This window comes from Spirosoma fluviale (genome assembly GCF_900230225.1).
Lineage (GTDB): Bacteria > Bacteroidota > Bacteroidia > Cytophagales > Spirosomataceae > Spirosoma > Spirosoma fluviale.
On the sequence record NZ_OCNH01000001.1, the window covers coordinates 1,317,046 to 1,340,904 of the forward strand.

The 23,859-nt window shown below is 50.4% G+C and carries 22 protein-coding genes and 1 other RNA gene; 12 read left to right on the plus strand and 11 right to left on the minus strand.

Annotated features, from left to right (window positions below):
* Window positions 1-123: 123 nt before the first annotated feature.
* The gene (locus tag CRO74_RS31470) at window positions 124-261 is read left to right on the plus strand and encodes a hypothetical protein (protein WP_179830124.1); all 138 of its coding nucleotides are present in this window, start codon (window positions 124-126) and stop codon (window positions 259-261) included.
* Window positions 262-409: 148 nt separating this feature from the next.
* On the opposite strand, the gene CRO74_RS05445 is transcribed toward CRO74_RS31470, so the two are convergent.
* From CRO74_RS05445 to CRO74_RS05475, 7 genes are all read right to left on the minus strand, one after another.
* A complete protein-coding gene (locus CRO74_RS05445; RefSeq protein WP_097124978.1) occupies window positions 410-769 on the minus strand; it encodes a hypothetical protein in 360 nt (119 codons plus the stop codon).
* 178 nt (window positions 770-947) lie between these two features.
* On the minus strand, window positions 948-2,114 hold the full coding sequence (locus CRO74_RS05450) for a WG repeat-containing protein (RefSeq protein ID WP_097124979.1): 1,167 nt from the start codon (window positions 2,112-2,114) through the stop codon (window positions 948-950).
* Window positions 2,115-2,133: 19 nt separating this feature from the next.
* Window positions 2,134-2,877: an ATPase gene (locus tag CRO74_RS05455; protein ID WP_097124980.1), complete on the minus strand. Its 744-nt coding sequence runs from the start codon at window positions 2,875-2,877 to the stop codon at window positions 2,134-2,136.
* Window positions 2,874-3,119, minus strand: coding sequence for a hypothetical protein (locus tag CRO74_RS05460; RefSeq protein ID WP_144035876.1), 246 nt, complete (start codon window positions 3,117-3,119; stop codon window positions 2,874-2,876). Before CRO74_RS05460 ends, CRO74_RS05455 begins: the two co-directional genes overlap by 4 nt.
* Window positions 3,120-3,149: 30 nt before the next feature.
* Window positions 3,150-5,642, minus strand: a complete 2,493-nt coding sequence (locus tag CRO74_RS05465; RefSeq protein ID WP_097124982.1) for a helix-turn-helix domain-containing protein — start codon at window positions 5,640-5,642, stop codon at window positions 3,150-3,152.
* An 80-nt stretch (window positions 5,643-5,722) separates the two neighbouring features.
* Window positions 5,723-6,145, minus strand: coding sequence for an EamA family transporter (locus tag CRO74_RS05470; RefSeq protein ID WP_097124983.1), 423 nt, complete (start codon window positions 6,143-6,145; stop codon window positions 5,723-5,725).
* A 153-nt stretch (window positions 6,146-6,298) separates the two neighbouring features.
* On the minus strand, window positions 6,299-7,042 hold the full coding sequence (locus CRO74_RS05475) for a LytTR family transcriptional regulator DNA-binding domain-containing protein (RefSeq protein ID WP_179830125.1): 744 nt from the start codon (window positions 7,040-7,042) through the stop codon (window positions 6,299-6,301).
* 125 nt (window positions 7,043-7,167) lie between these two features.
* Between CRO74_RS05475 and CRO74_RS05480 the strand changes: the two genes are divergently transcribed.
* The 11 genes from CRO74_RS05480 to CRO74_RS05530 all read left to right on the plus strand — a co-directional run bounded on the left by CRO74_RS05480 (window position 7,168) and on the right by CRO74_RS05530 (window position 19,453).
* On the plus strand, window positions 7,168-9,684 hold the full coding sequence (locus CRO74_RS05480) for a phosphocholine-specific phospholipase C (RefSeq protein WP_097124985.1): 2,517 nt from the start codon (window positions 7,168-7,170) through the stop codon (window positions 9,682-9,684).
* A gap of 99 nt (window positions 9,685-9,783) precedes the next feature.
* On the plus strand, window positions 9,784-11,121 hold the full coding sequence (gene eat / locus CRO74_RS05485) for an ethanolamine permease (protein WP_097124986.1): 1,338 nt from the start codon (window positions 9,784-9,786) through the stop codon (window positions 11,119-11,121).
* Between the two features lie 20 nt (window positions 11,122-11,141).
* Window positions 11,142-12,521, plus strand: a complete 1,380-nt coding sequence (locus CRO74_RS05490; protein ID WP_097124987.1) for an ethanolamine ammonia-lyase subunit EutB — start codon at window positions 11,142-11,144, stop codon at window positions 12,519-12,521.
* A 78-nt stretch (window positions 12,522-12,599) separates the two neighbouring features.
* On the plus strand, window positions 12,600-13,388 hold the full coding sequence (gene eutC / locus CRO74_RS05495) for an ethanolamine ammonia-lyase subunit EutC (protein WP_097124988.1): 789 nt from the start codon (window positions 12,600-12,602) through the stop codon (window positions 13,386-13,388).
* Window positions 13,389-13,533: 145 nt separating this feature from the next.
* Complete coding sequence (locus tag CRO74_RS05500; RefSeq protein ID WP_097124989.1) at window positions 13,534-14,562, plus strand: DUF8465 domain-containing protein; 1,029 nt, start codon at window positions 13,534-13,536, stop codon at window positions 14,560-14,562.
* A gap of 223 nt (window positions 14,563-14,785) precedes the next feature.
* Window positions 14,786-16,078, plus strand: coding sequence for a DUF4403 family protein (locus tag CRO74_RS05505; RefSeq protein WP_097124990.1), 1,293 nt, complete (start codon window positions 14,786-14,788; stop codon window positions 16,076-16,078).
* Window positions 16,079-16,136: 58 nt separating this feature from the next.
* Window positions 16,137-16,632, plus strand: an RNA gene (rnpB, locus tag CRO74_RS05510) — RNase P RNA component class A.
* Between the two features lie 156 nt (window positions 16,633-16,788).
* Window positions 16,789-17,364 carry a 30S ribosomal protein S16 gene (locus tag CRO74_RS05515; protein WP_097124991.1) on the plus strand — a complete coding sequence of 192 codons (576 nt, stop codon included), beginning with the start codon at window positions 16,789-16,791 and terminating at the stop codon, window positions 17,362-17,364.
* A 126-nt stretch (window positions 17,365-17,490) separates the two neighbouring features.
* The gene (rimM, locus tag CRO74_RS05520) at window positions 17,491-18,063 is read left to right on the plus strand and encodes a ribosome maturation factor RimM (protein ID WP_097124992.1); all 573 of its coding nucleotides are present in this window, start codon (window positions 17,491-17,493) and stop codon (window positions 18,061-18,063) included.
* 10 nt (window positions 18,064-18,073) lie between these two features.
* A complete protein-coding gene (gene trmD, locus CRO74_RS05525; RefSeq protein ID WP_097124993.1) occupies window positions 18,074-18,751 on the plus strand; it encodes a tRNA (guanosine(37)-N1)-methyltransferase TrmD in 678 nt (225 codons plus the stop codon).
* A gap of 69 nt (window positions 18,752-18,820) precedes the next feature.
* Window positions 18,821-19,453: an NAD(P)-dependent oxidoreductase gene (locus tag CRO74_RS05530; protein WP_097124994.1), complete on the plus strand. Its 633-nt coding sequence runs from the start codon at window positions 18,821-18,823 to the stop codon at window positions 19,451-19,453.
* Window positions 19,454-19,467: 14 nt separating this feature from the next.
* On the opposite strand, the gene CRO74_RS05535 is transcribed toward CRO74_RS05530, so the two are convergent.
* From CRO74_RS05535 to CRO74_RS05550, 4 genes are all read right to left on the minus strand, one after another.
* Window positions 19,468-19,836 (minus strand): hypothetical protein, encoded by a 369-nt coding sequence (locus CRO74_RS05535; protein ID WP_097124995.1) that lies wholly within the window; start codon window positions 19,834-19,836, stop codon window positions 19,468-19,470.
* A 15-nt stretch (window positions 19,837-19,851) separates the two neighbouring features.
* The gene (locus tag CRO74_RS05540) at window positions 19,852-22,131 is read right to left on the minus strand and encodes a transglycosylase domain-containing protein (protein WP_097124996.1); all 2,280 of its coding nucleotides are present in this window, start codon (window positions 22,129-22,131) and stop codon (window positions 19,852-19,854) included.
* A gap of 148 nt (window positions 22,132-22,279) precedes the next feature.
* Complete coding sequence (locus tag CRO74_RS05545; RefSeq protein WP_097124997.1) at window positions 22,280-22,732, minus strand: GNAT family N-acetyltransferase; 453 nt, start codon at window positions 22,730-22,732, stop codon at window positions 22,280-22,282.
* 68 nt (window positions 22,733-22,800) lie between these two features.
* Window positions 22,801-23,850, minus strand: a complete 1,050-nt coding sequence (locus CRO74_RS05550) for an RluA family pseudouridine synthase (protein ID WP_097124998.1) — start codon at window positions 23,848-23,850, stop codon at window positions 22,801-22,803.
* Between the last annotated feature and the right edge of the window lie 9 nt (window positions 23,851-23,859).

The following is a 23,859-nucleotide window of genomic DNA, read 5'->3' on the forward strand; positions in this document are numbered from 1 at the left end:
TCTTTAAATGAATTTACGGATTTAAACGGTACAAGAAATTGCGGACTTGTAAAAAGGTTACTTTTATCACTCTGTAACGTTTAAACCAGACCTTTTCGCTACAAATACACGGTTTACAAGCCTATGAAAACTACATCCAAGAAAGCCGTACACGGTACGATTACTAATCCCGGAACTGGGCCGTGGATTCGGGTAGACGGCAAGTGGTATACTAAAAATACTGATGGCGTTATCGTGCGGTACAATCCGCCAAAGAACTGAATCACCAGGTCAAGCTTATCGTTAGAAAAAATCAATAAATCAATATCACGATTCGGCCCGAAGCGTTCCGTGCAAAACCAACCCAAACGCATAGGCACGTTTTACTTGGTTTTGTTTCAGGATATGTGCGAATCCGGAATGGTTTTGGCTAAGGATGAGTTAGAGAGTCATCACTTGGTGGGGAAGCGTTCTGAAGCTCGGTTAGCATTCTTATGTAACTTGAAACATCAAGGTTATTTAATTTCCCATCTTCAATTGTTTCCATGAGTGATTCAGTTGCTTTGGCTCGATATTCTTCTAAATTGAATTTCATGATAAGCTGAAAAAGTAATTCCGCATATCCAGCTTTATAATTTCTCAAATCGCTTAAGCCTTTTATTTGCGCCATTTTAAAAAAAATGTCAAAATTCTCTTTTAAATTTAAAAAGGCTTGTTTGTTTTTAATAGATAGAATTTTTGAGAAATCATCAATTCTTTGTTTTAATGCGTCAAACTCATTAATATACATAAATCTATGTTTTAAGTGAACGTGTTAATAAGACGAAACTTTATTTCTATCTATTCAGTTGAGTTAATTTTTTGGTTTTAAACTTTTTGAATTTTATTTTATTAAAGTGAGTTTTTTTACTTAAAAATGAGTTAGATCGAATTTGATTTTTATGAACTTGACTAATGATTTGGGTCTGTTATTCTTCCCAATATTCAACCCCTAATTCATCTAAATATCCGCCATTGCTCCAATCAAAGCATATTTTTCCAACATGAGCGTAAGCAAGACCATCTTTAAATTCATAATGGTTAATACAATGATAAATAGTTGGGATCTTTAAATCCCCTTTTCTATTGATACAACCATACTGATTATCTTTTGAAACGACTGCTAGTTTACCCATAAATCCGTAAACTATTGCAAAATCAAAACAATCAATAACAAAATTATTATTTGTATCTATAAAGCCTCGTTCTCTATTACCGTCCCAATAATATACAAAAGCTAGACCATTATTGAAAGATTCTACTCTGCCACTTCGTAATGGAGAGATGAAATTGCCTAATTTGTTAACATGTCCATATTTGCCTTTATATTTAACAACTGCTAAACCATTACTAAAGTTTTCTGCCTTTTCGCAAACGAAGTCGATCACTAAGTTGCCTTTTGTGTCAATATACCCCCATTTATTATTTTTGCTAACTGCTGCAAGATCTTCACAAAAATCATGACAATAATCAAAGTCGGGAGAAATGCATATCTCTCCTTGTGAATCAATAAAGCCATATTTTTTACCTACTTGAACACATGCCATTCCATTAGAAAAATTACCTGCATGAGCAAATTCCTGTGAAGTTACATAACGCCCATCTTTGTAAATATAACCCCATTTTGCGCTTTTCTTTATTTTAGCGATCCCTTCGTAAAATCTTGGAAAATACTCCCATGTGTAGTAATAATCGTTCAACTTGATGTCTAATGGGAGAAGATCACCATTTATATTAAGAAGATGTATTATGCCATTTCGTTGAACTGAAATAATTCCTTCATTTGCCCAACCAATTGCAGAAAATTGTAAAGGTGCTATTAGCGCCCCCTTATTATTTAATAAAACGTATCTACTGTTCTTTTGTACGGCCCCAAATCCACTACAAAGTGGTTCTGTGCGGTCATAAATACAATCAATCACAATATTCTTATTCCGATCACAGTACCCCCATTTACTCCCCTTTCGATACGGAATCAAAAACGGTTCTTCGGGTTTAGCTAATAGTTTATCCGTCAGCGCCAGTTGGCTGGAGACGCGGGCGAGGGCTGGGGACTGGCTGGTTTTAACGAGGGCGGTGGTAGGATTTTCGGGCATGGCGGGTGGAGTAGCTCACTTATATGTATGGCCTGACTTTATTCAAAACATACTCAAGAAACCAGGTTGGTACATACTCGGTTTTTAGGTCTATGTCAGTTCCATTTGTGACTTCGGCAATCCACGAGCGAGATTGGCCCGAATTGTCGAATAAATAAGCCCTGCCGCTTAGTCGTATCGCGTCGAAGAGGTAATCCAGTGAGCGATAATACCGCTCAATTATTTTATTGGTCGGAACAGAGTGCCCTCCTGACTGAGTGCGAAGTTGTACGCGCTCTATATTGATGGTAGGGTCTTCAGTAGCCACGTAATACAAGTAAATACGAAATCCGGCATCCTTAGCTCGTTTCAACACAGCAAGCTTATCGGGCGATGACATTACGGTTTCAAACGTGAACGATTGACCGGATTCAAGATAAATACCGCGTAAATAATCAGTTAGGATGGAGGCTATATAAGAGTTTATAGGCATCAAACCAAAGTCAATAGATTGACTATAAACGTTAAGGTTCGCAAAGACTTCAGAAAGATTGGCCTTTACGGCTAATGGATGAGATGTGAAAAATGAACGAACGACTGATTGCGCCATTGCCGGGAAATTATAGTCGTCGACTCTATAAATTGGCTCTTGCTTTAATTGTCGTTCAATATCGTCAGGGTTTAGGTAGTGGCCAAGGTAGGCTGTAGAAACAATATCCTTAATCGTGCTTTTCCCTGACCCATTTGGCCCTGCAAACATCCGCAATCGTTTAGTTGGGATCATGCAATTTTGAAATGACGCTGCGTAATCCGTTGACGAGTGTCGGGCAATTTTTTGAGTTCTGTAATACCCCCATTAGCCGTTACTTGTACAATTATGTTTCCCACTAGTATCGTAACCGGAAGCCCTGACTGTAAAGCCCGTTCATAGGCTTCCCGGGTGGCCTGTTCGGCTAATGCAGGAAGCTGCTCTTCAAAACGTTCGTAGTCCTCGTCAGTTAGAGGTATTTCAGGAAGGTCGCTCATAGTCAAATATACCATAATTTGTGACACATTTTACTCGTCCCCACTAACGCCCGCTTCGGCCCGGATCGCGTACTGAACGAACCGGATGTCGCTAAACGAAATATCACTACCCAGCCCTTGCCTGACTTCGGTGAGCGTTTCGGAGGGGTAGGTTTCCAGATACGAGCGGATGGTGGCGATTTTCCGGGGGGGTAGCACCGATTCAACGGCCAGGTCGCCCGAACCTACGTAGCGTACCAGATGGCTTTCAACCGTGGAGACCGCCAGACTGCGCTCGGCGGCAATCTGGTCAATGGTTTTGCCCGACTGGAAAAAGGCCAGCGTGATAGCGGGCGAAAGTTCCTTTGGTTCTTTCGGCGCTTTGGGCTCTTTGACGGGCTTTTCTTTCGCTACCTTGCCTTTGGGCGTTGCTACAGTGGCCGCCCGCCCGCCGGGATTCTCCTGAACAATGCGGAGGATGTCGGCACCAATTTGGCGCACCTTCGTCTTGCCAAAGCCTTTAACGGTTAGCAGTTCGGCTTCGGAGGTCGGGCGGATGCGCGCCAGTTCGACAATGGTTTTCTGCGGCAATACCATAAAGCCGGATGTGTTATGCTCTCCGGCCATGTCATTACGCCACTTCATGAGGGCACCGTACAGCCCCCCGCGTGAGGAGCCGTCGGAAGGCGCGGTTTCGGCAACCTGAGGCTCGTGTTTCTTGCGTTCGGGTTGGAAGTCAAGTTCGGCGCGGTTGCGGGCCTGCAAATACCCCAAAGCGTTGAACCCCTCCCGGCAGCTTTCAAAACTCCGGAGTTTAGAGAATAGCTCTTTCTCTAACTCATCCAGGGCTTCGAGCAGCAGGTCGCGCACTTTCTTGTTGTCGCAGTCGGTGGGGCAACGTTGCAGAAGCGGCAAGAGGTCGGAGCCGAGCAGCGACTGAAAATACGTCCCCGCTTTCCGGACACGTTCCTGCAACGATTCGTTCTGTTCCGGTAGCTTTTCGTTAGCGAAATAACTGGGCAGCTGTTGCTGGAATCGCCCTGATACATCGCTGGCCTTTTCGCGCAAAAGATCGGTCAGTTGAGCCAGAATGGGCGGACATTCGGCGTCCAGACTACCGGCGTGCTCATTCACGACCCGGCGGCAGCGGTACAGCAATGAGTTGGCCCGCTCGAACGAGAACAGTTCGCGAAGGAGGTGTTGCTGGTTGGTGAGTTTCGCCTGATGCAGGTGCTGTTCGTTGGGCGTTTGCAGTTGAACCTGCTGATGAAAGTCCTCCAGTTCAAGCTCCGTTTTGATGCTGTGCGCTGGAATGGGTTTCCGCAAAACCAGCCCATCCAGCGTTTTACAGCGACTTAACGCCACATAAACCTGACCGTGGGCGAACGCCGACGAAATATCCAGTATCGCTTTTTCGAACGTCAATCCCTGGCTTTTGTGAACGGTGATGGCCCAGGCCAGTTTGAGCGGCATTTGCCGAAACGTACCAATCGGCTCACTTTTTATCTCTTTGGTGGCCGGGTCCAGCGTGTATTTGATGTTCGTCCAATCGACGGGGTAAACGACAATCTCCTCTCCGTCCTGATGGCTTTTGACGTAAATCGCCGAATCGTCCATGTCGGTAATTCGCCCGATTTTGCCGTTGTAATACAGTTTATCGCGGGAAATATCGTTTTTGATGAACATCACCTGAGCGCCTATTTTTAGTTCAAGACTGGCGTCGGTGGGGTAGGTGTGCGCCGGGAAATCGCCTTCAATGGTGGCAGTGAACGTGCGGGGCTTGCCTTTAAGCGCCTGTAATTTCAGGCTGTTGATCTGCTGGGCGGCCGTGTTGTGAGTCGACAGCGTAATGTATCCTTCGTCCTCAGCGGGCGAGAAGTCGGGAATGTACCGCTGATTTAAATTATCTAACTGCGCCCGCGTGACGGTTTTCTCCCGGATGCTGTTGAGCAAGCTGATAAATCGCTCGTCGGATTGCCGATAAATGTGCGTCAGTTCAATAGGGACGTAAGACGTCTGGCGCAGGGCTTTACTCCCGAAGAAATAGCCGGTATCGTAGTACGGTTTCAGTAAGTTCCAGTCTTCCTCTTTGATGACTGGCGGCAACTGCTGCATGTCGCCAATCAATAACAGTTGAACCCCGCCAAAGGGAGCCGAATTGGATCGGTAACGCCGGAGAACTTCGTCGATACCGTCGAGCACATCGCTCCGAACCATACTGATTTCGTCGATAACGAGCAGGTCGAGGGTGCGGAGTAAGTTTATTTTCTCTTTGTTAAACTTCTTGCCTTCGCGCTGGGTAGTGCCGGGTGTGATTGGCCCGAATGGGAGCTGAAACAGCGAGTGAATGGTCACGCCACCCGCGTTAATGGCCGCTACGCCCGTTGGCGCGACGACCGCCAGACGCTTGGCGCTGAGTTGCTTGATTTGCTGCAGAAAGGTAGTTTTACCGGTTCCGGCTTTTCCGGTCAGGAAAATATTCTGGTTGGTATGCAGGACAAAGTTGTGAGCCAGGTCGAGCTTTTCATTAACGGAAACGGTCATAAAAACGCACAGGACATAATGAACAAAGATACTCGTTTTAAAGACGAGTTCCAGTCCTTTACGTCATCTATCCGCTGGGGTCAATCCCGGCTTACAGCAATAAGAATAGCTCCGGCGGCCATAAGTACTGCTCCGGCAACGAGCTGCCAGCTAACTTTTTCTTTAAGAAAAAGCACCGCCAGAATGACGGCAAACACCAGTGAAAAATTGGTCAAAGGAGATACCTGCGAGGCATTGCCCAGTTTCAGGGCGCGAAAGGAGAGGAGGGACGATACGCAGGTAAGAACGCCTGCAGCTACCAGATAAATCCAAACCCGCCGTTCAATTCGGGTCACATCCGGCAGGTTTCCCTGGCTAATCACTACCGTCCAGGATATGACCAGAATGAGTACCGATTGAATGGCAAAGGCCAGGCTCGAATCGACGTCTTTAATACCCGCTTTGGATAAGGTAACAACGACAGCCGCTGCCACGGCAGCCAGTAAAGCAAAAAGAATCCACATAAGGTTGAGAAGAAGTAAAAATAGCCCTTTGCTATAAAGCGAAAAGTGAAGGGAAATGATTTACTAACTCAACGTTTGCCGGTAAAGGTTATTGAATCGGGCAATGCTTTGGTAAAGACCGGGTTCGACAACTCGGGCCATTTTTATGTCAGATTAGCCCTCAAGCCAACGGCGTAGGTCGGGGGTGCGGCCCGTGCTGGTAATGAGCGGGTCTGTGTGTCCGAGCATCCGCACCGCCAGCCGATCATTGAAATAAGGCTCCAGCCGGTCGATGTATCGGATGTTGATGATTTCGGAGCGATTCAGCCGGAAAAAGCGGGCCGGGTCGAGTTGGTCTTCCAGTTCGGTCAGATTGCCACTGAGGGGGTACTTCTGCCCCCGAACATCGAACGCAAAAACGATCCCCTCATCGGCCTGAAGGTATGTAATGTCGTCGACGGTCAGTAAATGAATCCCCTGCACAACGGGTTTGAAGCCCATTGCCGAAATACGGAGCTGGTAAGCAGCATCGGGCTTCGCCGGGAGCAGAGCTACTCCAGCGGTATCGGAAATGGTCGTAACCGTCTGGGTTGTGTCGGGCCAGAGCCGTTGCTGCACCGTTGCGCCAAAAATGGGTTGTTGCCGGGCGTCGGTCAGTAGCACGCGCACCTGGTTTTGGCTCTCTGGCGACTGAGCCATTGACAAAAAAACAGGGAGTAATAAACTTAGGGTTACGAAGAAGTGCCGACGCTGCATAGCTGGAATGGCTTTTGATGAACACGACAAACCTATGATTGCCACCTCATATCGAACAGGCGTATTTGTTGAATCGAGGGGAAAAGCCAGGCAACCGGGGAGAATTGTCGATGAATGCAGGGGTAATTGCTCAGCAGTGGCGTTTCTGTAGGTCAGGGTCACTGAACAATTTGGGCGTTCACAATTTGTTAATGCCCTGATCGAACGGGAAATTAGCCTGTTCTCGCCTATTTTTGACTTTTCTAAACTCGTCAACCTATTTCTCATTCACGTAAGTCACGAAACGTATGGATTCCAGAAGGGATTTTCTCAAAAAAGCCGCGTTGCTATCAGCGGGCTTGTCGGGTAGTTTACCCGAGTCGATTCAAAAAGCATTTGCCATTGACCCACAAACCGGCTCCACTTACCTCGATGCCGAGCATGTGGTGATTCTGATGCAGGAGAATCGCTCCTTCGACCATACGTATGGCACGCTTCAGGGTGTCCGGGGCTTCAACGACCCCCGCGCCATCCGGCTCCCGAATAGCAACAAAGTGTGGTTGCAGACCAACCGCGCGGGTGAAACCTATGCACCATTCCGGCTCAACATGCGCGATACCAAAGCGACCTGGATGAGTTCACTGCCGCACTCCTGGGAAAATCAGGTGGACGCGCTCAACGGGGGAAAGAACGACAAGTGGCTCGAGGCTAAAAAGTCGGGCAACAAAGCCTATGCCGATATGCCCCTCACGCTGGGCTATTACAACCGCGAAGACCTGCCGTTTTATTACGCCCTGGCCGATGCTTTCACCATTTGCGATCAGAATTTCTGTTCGTCGCTGACGGGCACCACGCCAAACCGGCTCTTTTTCTGGACCGGCACCCTCCGCGATCCCCACAACCCGACCGCCATCGCCAATGTTCGGAATGAAAACGTTGACTACGACAAGGAGGTGAACTGGACAACCTTTCCCGAGCGGCTGGAAGCGCTGGGCATTCCCTGGAAAATATACCAGAACGAGATCAGCCTGTCAACCGGTCTGGAAGGCGAAGCCGATGGCTGGCTAAGCAACTTTACCGACAACCCCATCGAGTGGTTTTCGCAGCACCGGGTGCGCTTCCATCCGGCGTATTACCGCCACATTCAGGAGGAAGAAAAAGTCCTGCCGGAGCGGATAAAGGCAATCGAAGCTAAACTGAAAGGACTTACCGAAAGCGATAAAGACTACGCCAAAACAAAGCGGGAACTGGCTAATCAGCAAAAATGGCAGAAAGCCGTCGAGTCCGATCTGGTAACGTACAGCCCGGCGAATTTCGAGAAGCTTTCCAGCGCCGAGAAAAACCTCTGCCAACGGGCGTTTACGACCAATGTCAACGACCCCGACTACCGCACGCTGGCCCCGCTGACGTACCAGGATGGCAACACAACCCGTACGGTCAACGTCCCGAAAGGCGATGTGCTGCACCAGTTTCGGGAGGACGTTAAAAACAAAACCCTGCCCACAGTTTCCTGGGTTGTCGCACCGGAAAACTTTTCCGATCACCCGTCGTCGGCCTGGTACGGGGCCTGGTACATTTCGGAAATGCTGGATATTCTGACGAAGAACCCGGAAATCTGGAAGAAAACCATATTTATACTGGCTTACGATGAAAACGATGGCTATTTCGACCATGTTCCGCCGTTTGTGCCCGCTCACCCCGACCAGCCCGAGACGGGTAAAACCAGCAAAGGCATCGACACCCGAACAGAATTTGTGACGCAGGAACAGGAGAACACTCGTAAAAATCGGGGACGAACCGGTCCGATTGGGCTGGGTTTCCGGGTGCCGCTGGTGATCGTGTCGCCCTGGAGCCGGGGCGGGTATGTCAACTCCGAAGTATTCGACCATACCTCAACGTTGCAGTTTCTGGAAAACTTCCTGAGCCACAAAAAGGGTAAGGAAATAGAAGAAACGAACATCAACACCTGGCGTCGTACCGTATGCGGTGATCTCTCGTCGGCCTTCCGGCCCTACAACGGCGAAATGATTAAAATGCCGAAATCGGTGGATAAGGAAGCGTTTATCGAGGGTATCCATAAAGCCCAGTTCAAGGATGTACCCACGAACTACAAACGCCTGACCGACGAGGAGATCCGGCAGTGCAACACCCATCCGGCATCGCCCTACCTGCCGACTCAGGAAGAAGGTATCCGTAAATCCTGCGCCCTGCCGTATGAATTGTACGTTGACGGACAGGTGATGGATAACCAGCTTTCACTTCGGCTGTCGGCCAAAAATGAGGCTTTCGGAAAGCAGTCCCTCGGAGCACCGTTTCAGGTCTACCAACGCAAACCGGACGATGTGTCGATCCGGGCGTATACCGTTGCTGCGGGGGATGAATTGCGGGATGTGCTGCCTTTGGATGGCGCTTTCGATATCTGCGTGCAAGGCCCCAATGGATTTTTCCGGGAGTTTAAAGGCAGTGCTGTCAATCCGGCCATTGAGATTGTCTGTGCGTATGAAAAAGACGCCAGGAAGAAGTTTACGGGCAATGTACTGTTACGTCTGAAAAACAACGATTCGGACCGTGCCCTCACCGTTCAGCTTGCCGACAATGGCTATCAGACAAAACCCCAACAGCTTATTCTGGCCAAATCAGGCACCGCCGGGGCGCAGAAGTCGCTGGTGCTTTCCCTGAAAGAGAGTTACAACTGGTATGATGTCAGCGTAAAAGTGTCCGGCTTCGATGCCTTCGAACAACGCTATGCCGGCCGGGTGGAGACTGGAAAAGCGGGTTTCAGCGATCCATTGATGGGAAAGGTGCCCGTGCTGGCTAGCCGGTAACGGATAAATTCGTAAGTTGTAGCGTGATGGTGAGCGTGGTATCGGGTTTGAGAATCCGACAGCACGCTCACCATCACGCTACAACCGTAAACCTGCCCCATGTCCAGCGAAACCCCAACTCTCAAAAAAGCACTGACTCCCGTTCACTTATGGGCTATTGGCGTTGGACTCGTTATATCGGGCGAGTATTTTGGCTGGAATTACGGCTGGGGAGTGGCCGGAACGGTAGGGCTGTTAATTGCCACCCTGTTCATCACCCTGCTTTATCTTACCTTCATTTTCAGCTTTACCGAACTCACTACCGCAATACCCAATGCCGGTGGCCCATTTGCGTATGCCTTGCAGGCGTTCGGGCCGCTGGGGGCATTGCTGGCCGGTTACGCCACACTCATTGAGTTCCTGTTTGCCACGCCTGCCATTGCGCTGGCCCTCGGTAGCTATGTTCATTTCCTGTATCCCGCCGTGCCGGTTGTATGGTGTTCGATTGGTTCATTCGCGGTCTTTACCGTCATCAATTTGCTGGGTATCAAAGAAGCAGCCTGGTTTTCGCTGATCATGACCATTATTGCCATTGGCGAGCTGTTGCTGTTCATTGGCGTCGTGTATCCATACACCCGGATCGACACCTTTTTGCATAACCCGATGCCGTTTGGCTGGCCAGGGGTGTTTGCGGCTTTGCCATTCGCCATATGGTTGTTCGTATGTCTGGAAGGCATTGCGATGGTGGCCGAAGAGGTGAAAGATGGCAAGAATACCATCGCCAAAGGGTATATATCCGCCGTGCTGACGCTGACGTTTCTGGCCCTGACGGTCATGATTAGCGTGGGCGGCATCACCAACTGGGAGAATCTGGATAAACTCGATTATCCCATGCCCGAAGCGATTGCCATTGTGCTCGGTCGGCAAAATCCGCTCACGCAGTTCTTCGCCAGTGTGGGCCTTTTTGGCCTGATTGCGTCGTTTCATGGCATTATCATCAGCTATTCGCGCCAGATTTTTGCGCTGGCACGAAGTGGCTATTTACCACACGGATTAGCGCAGGTTAGCAAAACCCGGAAAGTGCCTGTCTGGGCGTTGATCGCCGGGGCTATTTTCGGGATTGTTGCCCTCATTTCGCTGGATACGAGCAAGCTGGTCATTCTGTCGACCATCGGGGCGGTGGTCGTTTACATCATCAGTATGTTGTCGCTGTTCCGGCTTCGGCAGACTCAGCCGGACTTGCCCCGGTCGTTCAAAGCACCATTGTACCCATTCTTTCCGGCCATTGCACTGTTGCTGGCGGTTGTCACCCTCGGGGCTATGATCTACTTTTATAGTTGGCTGAGTCTGCTGTTTTTCGGTGGGCTGATTGCTGTAACGGGCATCTTTGTCGTATCCGGTCGCTATCGAAAAATCAGGCAGGAGTGGCCTGAAGTCGTCGAAAAGGTAGTTGACTAAACGATCAATACGCTCAAACTATGCCGTATCCATTTACTATCGGTTCATTCACCTATCACTTTGCCGACCTGAAAGAGTTGCTGGCGAAGGCCAGTCCGCTGCGTTCCGGCGATAGGCTGGCGGGGCTGGCGGCCGATAGTTACGAGGAGCGGGTAGCCGCTCAAATGGCCCTGGCCGACTTGCCGCTGATTACTTTCCTGACGGAGGCCGTCATTCCCTACGAAACCGACGAGGTAACCCGCCTGATCATTGACTCTCACGATAAACAGGCCTTTACACCCATCAGCCACTTTACCGTGGGCGACCTGCGCGACTGGCTGCTGGGAGACGAAGCCGATACCGTCATGCTTCGGCAGATAGCTCCCGGCCTGACGCCGGAAATGGTTGCCGCCGTGTCTAAACTGATGCGCAATCAGGACCTGATCCTGGTGGCGAAGAAATGCGAGGTCGTCACCCGATTCAGAAATACGCAGGGATTATCCGGTCATTTGTCCGTTCGGCTGCAACCCAATCATCCAACGGACGACACCAAAGGCATTGCCGCCAGCATTATTGACGGACTGCTCTATGGCAGTGGCGATGCCATGATCGGGATCAACCCCGCTACCGACAGCCCGGCGGCTACGGCTCGTTTGCTGTACATGCTCGATGGCCTGCGGGAACGGTTCGATATGCCCACCCAGAACTGTGTGCTGAGTCACATTACCACCACAATGCAACTGGTGGAGGAGCGGGTGCCGGTCGATCTGATCTTTCAGTCCATTGCCGGTACCGAAAAAGCCAATGCGAGTTTTGGCGTGTCGCTGTCACTGTTGCGGGAGGCTCATGAAGCAGGTCTGTCGCTCAAACGGGGCACCCTTGGCAACAACCTGATGTACTTCGAAACCGGGCAGGGAAGTGCTCTTTCGTCGAATGGGCATCATAACGTCGATCAGCAAACCTGCGAAGCGCGGGCCTATGCGGTAGCGCGGGCCTTTAATCCGTTTTTAGTGAATTCGGTCGTTGGGTTTATCGGTCCTGAATACCTGTTCGACGGCAAGCAGATTATCCGGGCGGGACTGGAAGACCATTTCTGCGGGAAGTTGCTCGGGTTGCCAATGGGCATGGACATTTGCTACACCAACCACGCCCAGGCCGACCAGGACGATATGGACACCTTGCTGACTCTGCTCGGCGTGGCGGGTATAAACTTTATTATGGGCATACCGGGCGCCGACGATATTATGCTGAACTACCAGTCGACCTCGTTTCATGATGCCCTCTACCTGCGTCGGGTACTTGGTCTGCGACCGGCTCCCGAGTTTGAGGAGTGGCTGCTTCGGCAGGGAATCATGGATCATCGGGGCAACCGCTTGTCCGGCAACACCCAAAAGCAATTATATGCCGCCCTGGTAACCTAACCCCAATGCCTATACCCCATACCCCATACCCATTACCCTCTGCCCAACGCCCTTTGCCCATACCCCTCCGCCCACTGCATGAACGAATCAAAGAGAAACAGCACCGAAACCGACGACTGGGAGCCGCTAAAAGCGTTTACCAATGCCCGTATTGCCCTGGGGAAAACCGGTGTCTCCATTCCGCTGAACGAATCACTTCAATTCAGGCTGGCCCACGCCCACGCCAAAGATGCCGTCTACTCTCAGTTGAATGTGCCGGAACTTCAGGCAATTCTCGAAAAGACGGGTTTGCCGGTTTATTGCCTTAAAAGCGCGGCTGAGAACCGGGATATATACCTCCAGCGGCCTGATTTCGGTCGTTTGCTAAATCCCTCTTCCGCCGAAACACTTCAAAAATTGAACAGTCCGCCTGCTGATGTTTGTCTTATTATCGCCGATGGACTGTCGGCAACGGCTATTATGAAAAATGCGGGGCCGGTCGTTCAGTTGCTCGTTGATAAGGTGAAGCAGGCGGGTTTTTCGCTGGCACCGTTACTCATCATTGAACAGGGGCGGGTGGCCATTACCGATGCCGTAGGGGAGTGGCTGCGCCCCCGGCTGGCCATTATTTTTATTGGCGAACGGCCGGGACTCAGCTCCTTCGACAGCATGGGCGCGTACATTACCTACGCCCCTCAGCCGGGATTGACCGACGAGCGCCGGAACTGTATGTCAAACATTCGGGAGCAGGGATTACCGCCCGAACTGGCCGTGGACAAGCTCATGTACCTCATCCAGACCGCCTTTCGTATGCAGCTCACCGGTGTGGCTCTGAAGGATAATAATGAGCTTGGAGCCAGCACCGTTTACCCACAACTACCGACATAAAGTTGGTAAGAAATTAGTGTCGGTAACCTTCGGTCAATTGATTTATAAATCCATGGGAGGGATTTTTGGTTATATCCGTTATACTTTTGACACGTCATTGTGGCACAGAAAAGCAGCCATAAATGACGCTTGACCAACGATCATCATGAATATAGGGGATAAAGTCCGGTTACTCCGGGCGAAAGAACAGGGTGTAGTGTCGCGCTTTTTGCCCGACGGAATGATTGAAATTGAAATTGAAGATGGATTCCGGATTCCGGTCATGCGCTCGGAACTGGTGCCGGTTTCGCCATTGGAGGCCGAACGACTGCTTAAAACCACGAGTTATGCGCCCCAGAAAACGGTGACCCCGTCAGCTCCGGCCATTTTGTCAAACCAGGGTATTTATCTGGCATTTCTGGCCGTTAACGACCGGGAATATACCCTTCATCTTATCAATAACACCGATTGGGAGTTTGCGTATGTGCTCGGTGAGGAATCGGCAGGAGCTACGGGTGGTGTGCAGTTTAGGGGTCTCCACAGTGGCTTGCTCAAACCGAAGTCGCAGCAGAAAATGAACGACCACTATGTCCACGCTTCGTTCGAAGACTGGCCAACGTTTGTGGTGCAGGGTTTGTGGTTCCGGGCCGGAAAGACCTCGTTACGGGCACCACTGATCAAACGGTTCAAAGCCCGGACAACAACGTTTTTCAAGACAAAAACAACGGTGCCGGTGCTGAACCTGCCGGGTTTTCTAACCCAGTTGGATGCGGAAAGTGATCAGTCGCAAGCCTCCGCGCCGAATAGTAATCGGACCGCGCAACCCCAGCCCAAACGCATCAGTCCCGAAGAATTAAAGGCCGAAATGCTCAAGCCTAAATCGGAGATGGAAGGGGTTTCATTTGAGCGGCCATCCGCCGTGGTGGATCTGCACGTTGAGAAACTTCTGCCAAACGGGACGGCCAACCGAAACCCAGCCGAGTTGCTCAAACTTCAGCTGGATACGTTTGAGAAAATGCTCGAAAATGCCATTGCCAGTGGTATGAATGAGATTACCTTTATTCACGGACTTGGAAGTGGCTCCCTGCGGACAGAATTGCACAAACGCCTGGGCAAACACCCGAACGTTCGTTTTTTTGAAGATGCCCAGAAACAGAAATTCGGCTATGGTGCCACGAAGGTTACGATTAAGTAAGGTTGTTTTGCCACGGAGATACACGGAGACGCACGGAGATACACGGAGTGATGTTGGTATCGCTGGGATGGCGCAGGGCTCCGGCTTTTTGCTATCCCAGCGATACCTTGGTGTCTCTCTGTGTCTTCTCTGTGTCTCTCTGTGTCTAATTTTAATATCTTGCCAGCCATCGAGTAATCGACTGAATCCCAAAGCGCCTAAAGAAGTCTATAACACTACCAAAATGGAAGTCCAGAACGAACGGTTTTTGTCGACGGTTCACGTACCTGTTTCGATTACCCTGAATGATATTGAACACCAGATCAATGCACAGGTTAGCGGGCTGATTTACGAAGACAACAGTCTGGACGATAATAACCATGACCAGTTTATGACAAAGGTCTGGAAGCGCGGGACCATTCTGGTCAATGCGCAGGATAGCCTTTTTCATTTCACCGTACCGCTGCGTATCTGGGTTAAAGCGGGGGGGTCGGTGCTGGGGTTCACGCAGTATAAAGAGACGGAATTCGAGATCGACCTTCGATTCAAGACGAAGTTTGACCTCGACCGCGACTGGTCGGTCAACACGCATACCGAAGCGGATGGCTATGGGTGGGTAAAGCGGCCAACGATTAGTTTTGTGGGTCTGAATATCCCCATTACGAATCTGGTAGCGCGGATGATTGATAAAAACCTGGGCAGCATCACCAAAACGCTCGACCAGCAGGTTCGCCGGAATGTCGACCTCCGAACGCCCGTTCTAAAAGCCTGGAATTTATTGCGGGAGCCGTATCTGCTCTCCGATAAATACCGCACGTATTTGCAGGTGGTGCCCAAACGCGTGCTCATTACGCCCCTGCGTTTCGAAGGCCGGGTTATTCGTTCGACAATCGGGATTGAAGGCTACGCCCTAACCACCACCGGGGCAAAACCGGCTATAAAACCCGCCGTGTCGTTACCTGACCTAACGGTGGTTTCGCAGGTGAAAGACGATTTTCAGATTGGTTTGCTCAGTGAAGCCACTTATCAGGAAGCGGCTAAACTGGCTGCCGATGAGTTCGTCGGGAAATCGTTTTCGTTCAGTGAGAACCGCTACTCGATTACTGTTACGAGCATGGATATGTACGGCCAGAATGATAACCTTATTATCAAAGCAGGCCTGAAAGGAACCATCAGCGGGGATATTTATCTAAGCGGTCGGCCTTATTACGATCCTAAGGATCAGACCATCTCGCTGAAAGACTTAAAGTACGATCTGGACACCCGAAACATCTTGCAGCAATCGGCAAGCTGGCTGCTGAAAGGAACCTTCGCGCGAACGCTCGAAAAGCAACTGACCATTCCGGTAGGGAGCCAACTGGCCGATATGCAGAAGCAGATACAGGAGCAGCTGAAAAATAATCAGGTTATAAAAGGGGTGGTCATCAACGGCCGGCTCGACGAGATCAAGCCCGATCAGGTTTACCTGACGCCTACCGCCATGCTGGCCGTCGTAAACGCCCGTGGTCGCGTTGAAGTGAAAGTAGAAGGGTTGTAGTACTCACTCCACTACTTCCTAAAGCCGCCACTTATCCCTACCTTTGCGCTCCCTAATCAATACGAGTTGGCTTATCGCGTCTGAGTAATTAGGCGAGGAAAGTCCGGGCAGCGCAGGGCACCCTACTTCCTAACGGGAAGGCGGGCGGTTGGGAACGACCGTTCGACAGCCAGTGTCACAGAAAATATACCGCCCACTTTTCAATGAGTGAATGATAGAATGCGTGAATGCGTAAATAGTTGACCAACCTTTTGTTCATTCATTGACATACTCACTCATTCACTCATTGAAAAGCGGGTAAGGGTGAAAAGGTGGGGTAAGAGCCTACCGCTCGCCGGGCGACCGGCGGGGCAGGATAAACCTTAGGGGCTGAAAGACCAAATATGCGTCGGACGTGGGGCGGCCCGTCTCCGTTCTGGAGCAATCCGGATACCGACGCGGGTAGGTCGAACGAGGTGGCCGGTGACGACCATCCCAGATAAATGATAAGCCATTCGGATGGACCGTCAGGTTCATTCGGAGGACAGAACCCGGCTTATAGACTCGGATTGATTGGGTTTTATTGATTCTGCTTGAGGTTTGTTGGTAAAGGTTTTGTGTCGATATAAAAATCGTCAAACTTTTACTAACAAACCTCAAACTTTTTTTCTACCTTTGCGGCCACGTTTTACAAGGGGGATGCGTCTCCCGTCAAAAACAAACAAGCACAAATGGCTGTTAAAATTCGTTTAGCGCGTCGCGGACGCAAGAAAATGGCGATGTATGACATCGTAGTAGCAGAGTCAACCTCTCCTCGCGATGGCCGGTTTATCGAGAAAATCGGTTCATACAACCCCAACACCGACCCTTCGACGGTCGTATTGAAGTCGGAACGGGCCGTTTATTGGCTTATGGTTGGTGCTCAACCGACTGATACCGCACGTTCGGTATTGTCGCATGAAGGCATCATGTACCGCAAGCACCTGCAGGTAGGTGTAAACAAAGGCGCTATCTCGCAAGACCAGGCTGATGAGAAATTCGCCAGCTGGAAAGGTGAAAAAGAGAACCGGAAAGCCGGTGCTGCCGACACCAAGTCGCAAACCAAAGAGGAGGCTCGTGCTGCTCGTCTGGATGCAGAGAAAAAGGTGAACGAAGCGCGTGCGGAAGCTATCGCTAAGAAAAACAAAGTTGAAGAACCTGTAGTAGAAGCGCCGGCTGCTGAAGAAGCACCCGTTGCTGAAGCGCCTGTTGCTGAAGCGCCTGTTGCTGAAGAAACTCCGACAACGGAGGCTCCGGCTGCTGAATAATTTTTCGACGGAAACTGTTATGAAAGAGCCTGTTCGTTGTTGGACAGGCTCTTTCTATACGTAAAGCGGCCAACCGATACACCGGTGAACGTCGCACGCTAAGCGGCTTATCAGCTGCATTACATTATGACTAAAGACGATTGTTATCAGCTCGGACATATTACCAAAACGCACGGCGTTAGTGGTGAACTAGTGCTTTATTTGGACGTTGACAACGCAGCCGAATACGCCGACCTCGAATCGATACTGCTGGAAGTTAAAGGCGAACTGATTCCGTATTTTATCGAGTCCATCGCTATCGTAAAAGGGAGTCGGGCTATTATCGCCTTCGAAGATGTGGATACCATCGAACAGGCTGAGCGACTCATTAACTGCGGGGCTTTTCTGCCGCTGGACGAACTGGAACCCATTACAGACGAAACCCGCTTCTATTTTCATGAAATTGTCGGATTTCAGGTTGTCGATGCCGAAGCCGGTGAACTAGGTGTTGTGCAGGGCGTTTACGCCATGAATGCGCAGGACTTGATTATGATGGATTATCAGGGGAAAGAAGTCTTGATTCCGATTAACAGCGACATCGTTCGGACGGTGGATCGCGCCAACCAGAAGCTGAATGTGGCCTTGCCTGATGGCTTGCTGGAAATCTATATGGAAGACAATGCCAAACCCGGTGATGACGAACAAGTAAACGGCGACTAGGACAATACCGATGAGGATTGATATTATTACCTGTCTGCCCCGGTTGCTGGACAGTTTCTTCGCCCACTCTATTCTCCAACGGGCGCAGCAGGGGGGCTACGTAGAGGTAGTTGTTCACGACCTGCGCGATTATACGGCCGATAAACACCGGCGGGTAGACGATTATGCGTTTGGTGGCGGAGCTGGCATGGTTATGCAGATTGAACCCATTGCCCGCTGCATTCGATCCCTGCAAGCCGACCGGGCGTACGATGAAGTCATTTATATGACGCCGGATGGTGAACGACTGAATCAACGGACAACCAATACACTTTCGTTACGGCAAAACCTGATTATTCTTTGCGGCCATTACAAAGGCGTGGATGAGCGCGTTCGGGAGTTGTTCATTACCAAAGAAATAAGCATCGGCGATTATGTACTGTCGGGCGGAGAATTGGCCGCCTGTGTGTTGTCTGATGCCATTATTCGCTTATTGCCGGGCGTGCTGAACGATGAAACCTCGGCCCTGACCGACTCGTTTCAGGATAATCTGCTTGCCCCGCCCGTTTATACACGCCCGGCAGAGTTTGAAGGACACCGGATTCCAGACATTCTACTGTCGGGTCATGAAGCTAAGATTGACGAATGGCGTCACGAACAGGCACTGGAACGAACGAGAATAAGACGGCCCGATCTGCTGGACTCCTGAGTACCGCTGTAAGTAAATGAACTGATTGGCTGGTTTTGAGTTATCTATCTACTCGAAACCAGTTTTTTTATGCAGTTATTAGTCGTTGGGGCCACGGGCGGAACAGGCCGCCAGGTAGTTGAGCAGGCGCTCGATCAGGGTCATTTTGTAACGGCTTTGGTGCGTGATCCAGCCAGGCTCCCTGTACAACACCCCAACCTGACCGTGGTTATTGGCGATGTGCTCAAGCCAGAAACGATACTGCCCGCCGTTCGTCGGCAGGATGCGGTTATTTGCTCATTGGGTGGACGACCCGGTCAGTCGGACCAGGCTGTAGCTGAAGGAACCAAGAATCTGATAGCCGCCATGCATCAGGCGGGTATAAAGCGACTTTTCGTTGTGTCTTCGTTAGGGGTTGGAACAAGTTATGAAGAAGCTCCGCTACCCAGCAAGCTGTTCATAAAAACGTTTCTCAGCGGCCCAATTGCCGAAAAAGAAAAGCAGGAGAAGGCGGTACGGGAAAGTGATCTCGACTGGCTTATTGTCCGCCCCACTCGTTTAACCGATGGACCGGTTACAAAGCACTATCGGCTTGGTGAACACCTACCATTTCCGTTATTTTCGATGCCCCGAATCAGTCGCGCCGATGTGGCCGCTTTCTTACTCGATCAACTGGAGAGCAATGCAAATCTGCATAAAGCCGTAACGATTACAGGCCGGTAATGTTAGTCAGGCGATTACTCCGGATGGGAGTCTACAATGGTACAATCGCAGCGTTTTGTTGTCGTAGGTAGTGTAACCGGCTTATCGTAAAGGCTGTGAGCGGGGAGTGTTCGTGAGAACGTGGTAAATTTTTCCTGTACCACTTTACCCGCAGCATCGAAGGCGACAATTTTTACGTGTACATCCTTATGCGACCGTGAAGACAGGTTTTTGACGGTCACATTAACGGCTTTCGTAACCAGTATGTTGTCCAGATCGGAACAGTCGACAGTTAAATCAATGGTTTGCGGTTTGAGTGACGTATGGTTGTATTTGGACAGGACGAAAAGGCCAATACCGCCTACGACGAGTACAAAGAGAAGCAATCTGACAAGGGCTTTCATTCGTTGAGAACGTGCTTATGGGTTATTGTTTTCCAGCGCCTGCTGGGCTTCTTTTTCACGACGCTTTCGTTCGCGTCGTTCCTGCCGCAGTTGTTTTCGGGTCTTTACTGTATCGGCTGGCGCTACTTCAGCGGGAAGATTTTCCGTACGTTCGGGTTGGACCGCTGGCTGTTCGTCGTTGGTGCGGGTATCGTCGCCTTTCTTGCCTTTAAAAAGCCGACGGAAGAACGTGCCAATACCACCTGTTCCGCCATCTTCCTCATTAATGTCCATTTCAGCCGGGTCGGTCATCAGACTATCGCCCTGAAAGAGCGAGTCGACGGGTGCGACTTGCCGACGCAGGCCTTCGCGTAGTCGAACGTTATAAAAGCCATACGCACCGGAGTCGGGTGCGGTAAGGCCCCGCCGGGCCATAATCCGGCCGATGAGTCTGAAATAACCGCGCACATTTCGAACCTGTAACGTACCATCGGGTACAAACCAGTTCAACGCGGCTTTGGGGCGCGGCACCACAAAGGCCAGGAAGATACTTTCTCCTAAATTAAGGTCAGCCGGGCTTTTGGCGAAGTAATAGCGGGCGGCTTCGCTGATGCCGTAAATATTTTTACCCCACTCAATAATGTTCAGGTACACTTCGTACATCCGCTCTTTCGAAACGATGTGCTCGTTTTCGATCAGCCAGACGATCAAAATCTCTTCAATTTTACGGGAAATAGTTTTATTGCGGTTCAGAAAAGCATTCTTTACCAACTGCATGGAGATGGTACTGGCGCCCCGTTTAAACGATTTCTCCTTGAAATTGGTCGCAATGGAAACCCGGAATGCCTTCTCATTGAAGCCATTATGGGTAAAAAAATTGTAATCTTCCGATGTTAACAGCGCGTTTCGTAAGTCGGGCGAAATTTGATTCAGCGGGGTATAGTCTGGATTGGTAGGACCGACGATAATGTCCCGAACGGGTTTGCCTTTCTCATAGGGTGTATAGACGAAGGGCCGGTTGATGGCGCTGAAATCGGTTTGCCCCATCTTAATAATCCGAAAGTTATCCTGCGTCAGGCTGGAGTTGAACTTGACCGAATCCGGTAAAGCGGTATCGAAGTGAAAGGCTAAGTTATAGTTTAGCTTACCGTCTACCTGCATACCCTCCAGCGACTCGAACAAACCCTGCGGGAACGAATTGAAAAGGGCCTGAGCATCCAGCGGGCCTGTATTCAACTGCACGTCGAAAATTTTACCCGGCGCTGAACTTTCGGAAGACGCCACATCAGGCAAGGTGTATTTTAGGAACGGATGGGCGCTCACTTCACCCAGATACAACGTGGACGAACTGTCGACTCCCACGTAATTCTCACCAAAAAAAAGGTTGGCATCCATAGCGGCCCGGCTGATGAGGACATCCGTTCGGGCAATGGATGGGTGATTAATGCGCAGATTTCGAACCGAACCGGCTCCTTCAAGCCGAAACTCACCCCGCGACCGGTCTACATCGCGGAGCTCGGCCCGTAGGGTATCGGCTTGTACTTTAAGGTTATATTTCTTCTGAATGTAAGGCAACTCAATGGGGACTGAACGACCGTTTTGACCTTCTGCATATAAGGCCAGGTTGTACTCGCGGTCGCCGGGGTCGGCCGTACCGGCTACGTGCCAAGTTGCCTGATTCCCATTCAATTTAATGGTTGATGAAACGGCTTCGTTCTCGATCACCGCCGTTTGTGTTAACAGGCTAAGGGTATCGTTACCGACGTCAATACCCCGAAATTCCAGGTTATTGACATGCAGGTCATCGGGTATTTTGGAGAGTATGTTATCGATCAGATTCTCCGATACATCCGCCAGATTAGTCCGGCGTCTGGTTTCTGCTGGTGCCGGGTCGGTTGCTGTAGAATCTCGTTTCTTGTGAAGCAGGAAGTCAATATTGGTCAACGAATCACGCTTGATAACCTGAATAAGGCCATTTTCGAGTGTCATGCCCGATAAGCCAATTTTACCGGCCAGCAAGGGCCAGAACCGAACCGCCAGTTCGACCCGCTGCACACGGGCCAGGCTATCGCCCTGTTCCGGAACGACAGAAATATCAGTAAACGCTAATGAGCTTAATCCGGTGAATTTTGCCGACCCAATGCGAACGTCAAGGTTATAATCGCGTTTGGCTTTGCGAATACCCCGTTCGAGGGCTGTTTTTAACAAGGCTTCACGTTTGGTGTACGCAATGCCAGCGCCGACCAGGGCCAGCAAAAATATACTTAAAAATACCCAACCTGCAATCTGGAGGGCTTTACGTTGACGATACGTCATGCTTTGTGTCTATGCTCGGAAGTGCAAAGATAGGGTATTTATGGGAATAGGAGTTAGGAGTTGGTAGTGAGGAGTTGGGAGGGCTGACGCCAGCAGTATTCTCGCGTCAGCAACTCCTCGCTCCTCACTCCTCGATCCTATTACTATCTTAAAAGTCCAAATGGCAATTTGTCCAGCCGTCGTCGAAGCGGGTGCCAAATTGTTTGTAGAAGCCGATCGCGGGCTCGTTCCAGTCCAGAACCTGCCACATCATACCGGTGCATTTTGTTTCGCGGGCCATTTCGATGGTTGCATCCAGCAGCAGTTTCCCGATGCCATAGCCGCGAAAAGCTTCGGTTACAATGATATCTTCCAGATAAAGCCGTTTGCCTTTCCAAGTGGAATAGCGGTAAAAGTACAAGGCCATCCCAACAATTTTTTGACTATCGGAGTCTTCGGCCATGATCATCCCGAATAGTGGATTAGGACCAAAGCCGTCTTCGGCCATTTGTTCAACGGTGTTGGAAACCTGATCGCCAGCCAGTTCATAAACGGCTAACTCCATAACTAAGTCAAACGCTTGTGGGATGTCGGCACGTGTGCCGGGACGAATAGAAATCATGGGAATGGGTTGGGTAATTGTGTAGGTGATAGGGCGGGACGTTGAGGAACTCGTTGAAATGGATAAAATTAATTATCGGCATCAAGCGCCTGGCCTTCCCGTCGGTTTTTCCACTTGTTGAGAGCAGCCTGAAAATCGTCGGGAAGATCAGAGTCGAACTGAAGCCATTCTTTGGTGCGCGGGTGTTTGAAACCCAGCGATTTGGCGTGAAGGGCCTGCCGGGGCAGTAGTTTAAAGGCATTTTCGACGAAGGCTTTGTAACTGCCAACGGGTATGCCCCGCAAAACCCGGTCGCCACCATACATAGCATCGTTGAACAGCGGATTGCCAATGTGTTTAAAATGCGCCCGGATCTGGTGCGTGCGCCCGGTTTCCAGCTTACACTCAACCAGGGCCACGTAGCCCAGGTCTTCCAGGGTGGTGTAGTGCGTAACAGCCCACTTCCCCTTCGATTCATCGTCGTAAATGGCCTGTACTTTCCGGTCTTTGATCGACCGGCCGATGAATCCCGTGATAGTGCCAATTTGTGGATTCGGAACCCCCCAGGTCAGGGCGTTGTAGGTGCGCTCGATGGTGTGCTCAAAGAACTGACGCGCCAGATAAGTCATGGCAAATTCGGTCTTGGCAATCACCATCAGGCCCGAGGTGTCTTTGTCAATTCGGTGAACCAGACCCGGCCTGACTTCTCCGTGCCGGGACGTGGGTAGATTCTGGAAATGGTAGACCAGGGCGTTCACCAGTGTGCCATCCCAGTTGCCATGCGCCGGGTGGACAACCATGCCCGCCGGTTTGTTGATTACCAGCAGGTCATCGTCCTCAAAAACAATGTTGATGGGAATGTTTTCGGGCTTGAGCTCCGTTTCGCGGGGCGGGTGCGGCAGCGAAACGGTAATAATATCCAGGGGCTTGATTTTATAGCTGGCTTTCGTCGGCTTGTCATTTACCCGAACCGATTCGGCATCTATACCGGCCTGAATTTTCGTGCGCGTGGCATTCTGCAGCCGATCCATCAGGAAGCGGTCAATGCGCAACAGGCTCTGGCCTTTATCCACCACAATACGGTGATGCTCGTATAATTCGTCGTCTTCTGGTAATTCGTCTTCCGTTTCCGCCACCATCTTTATAAC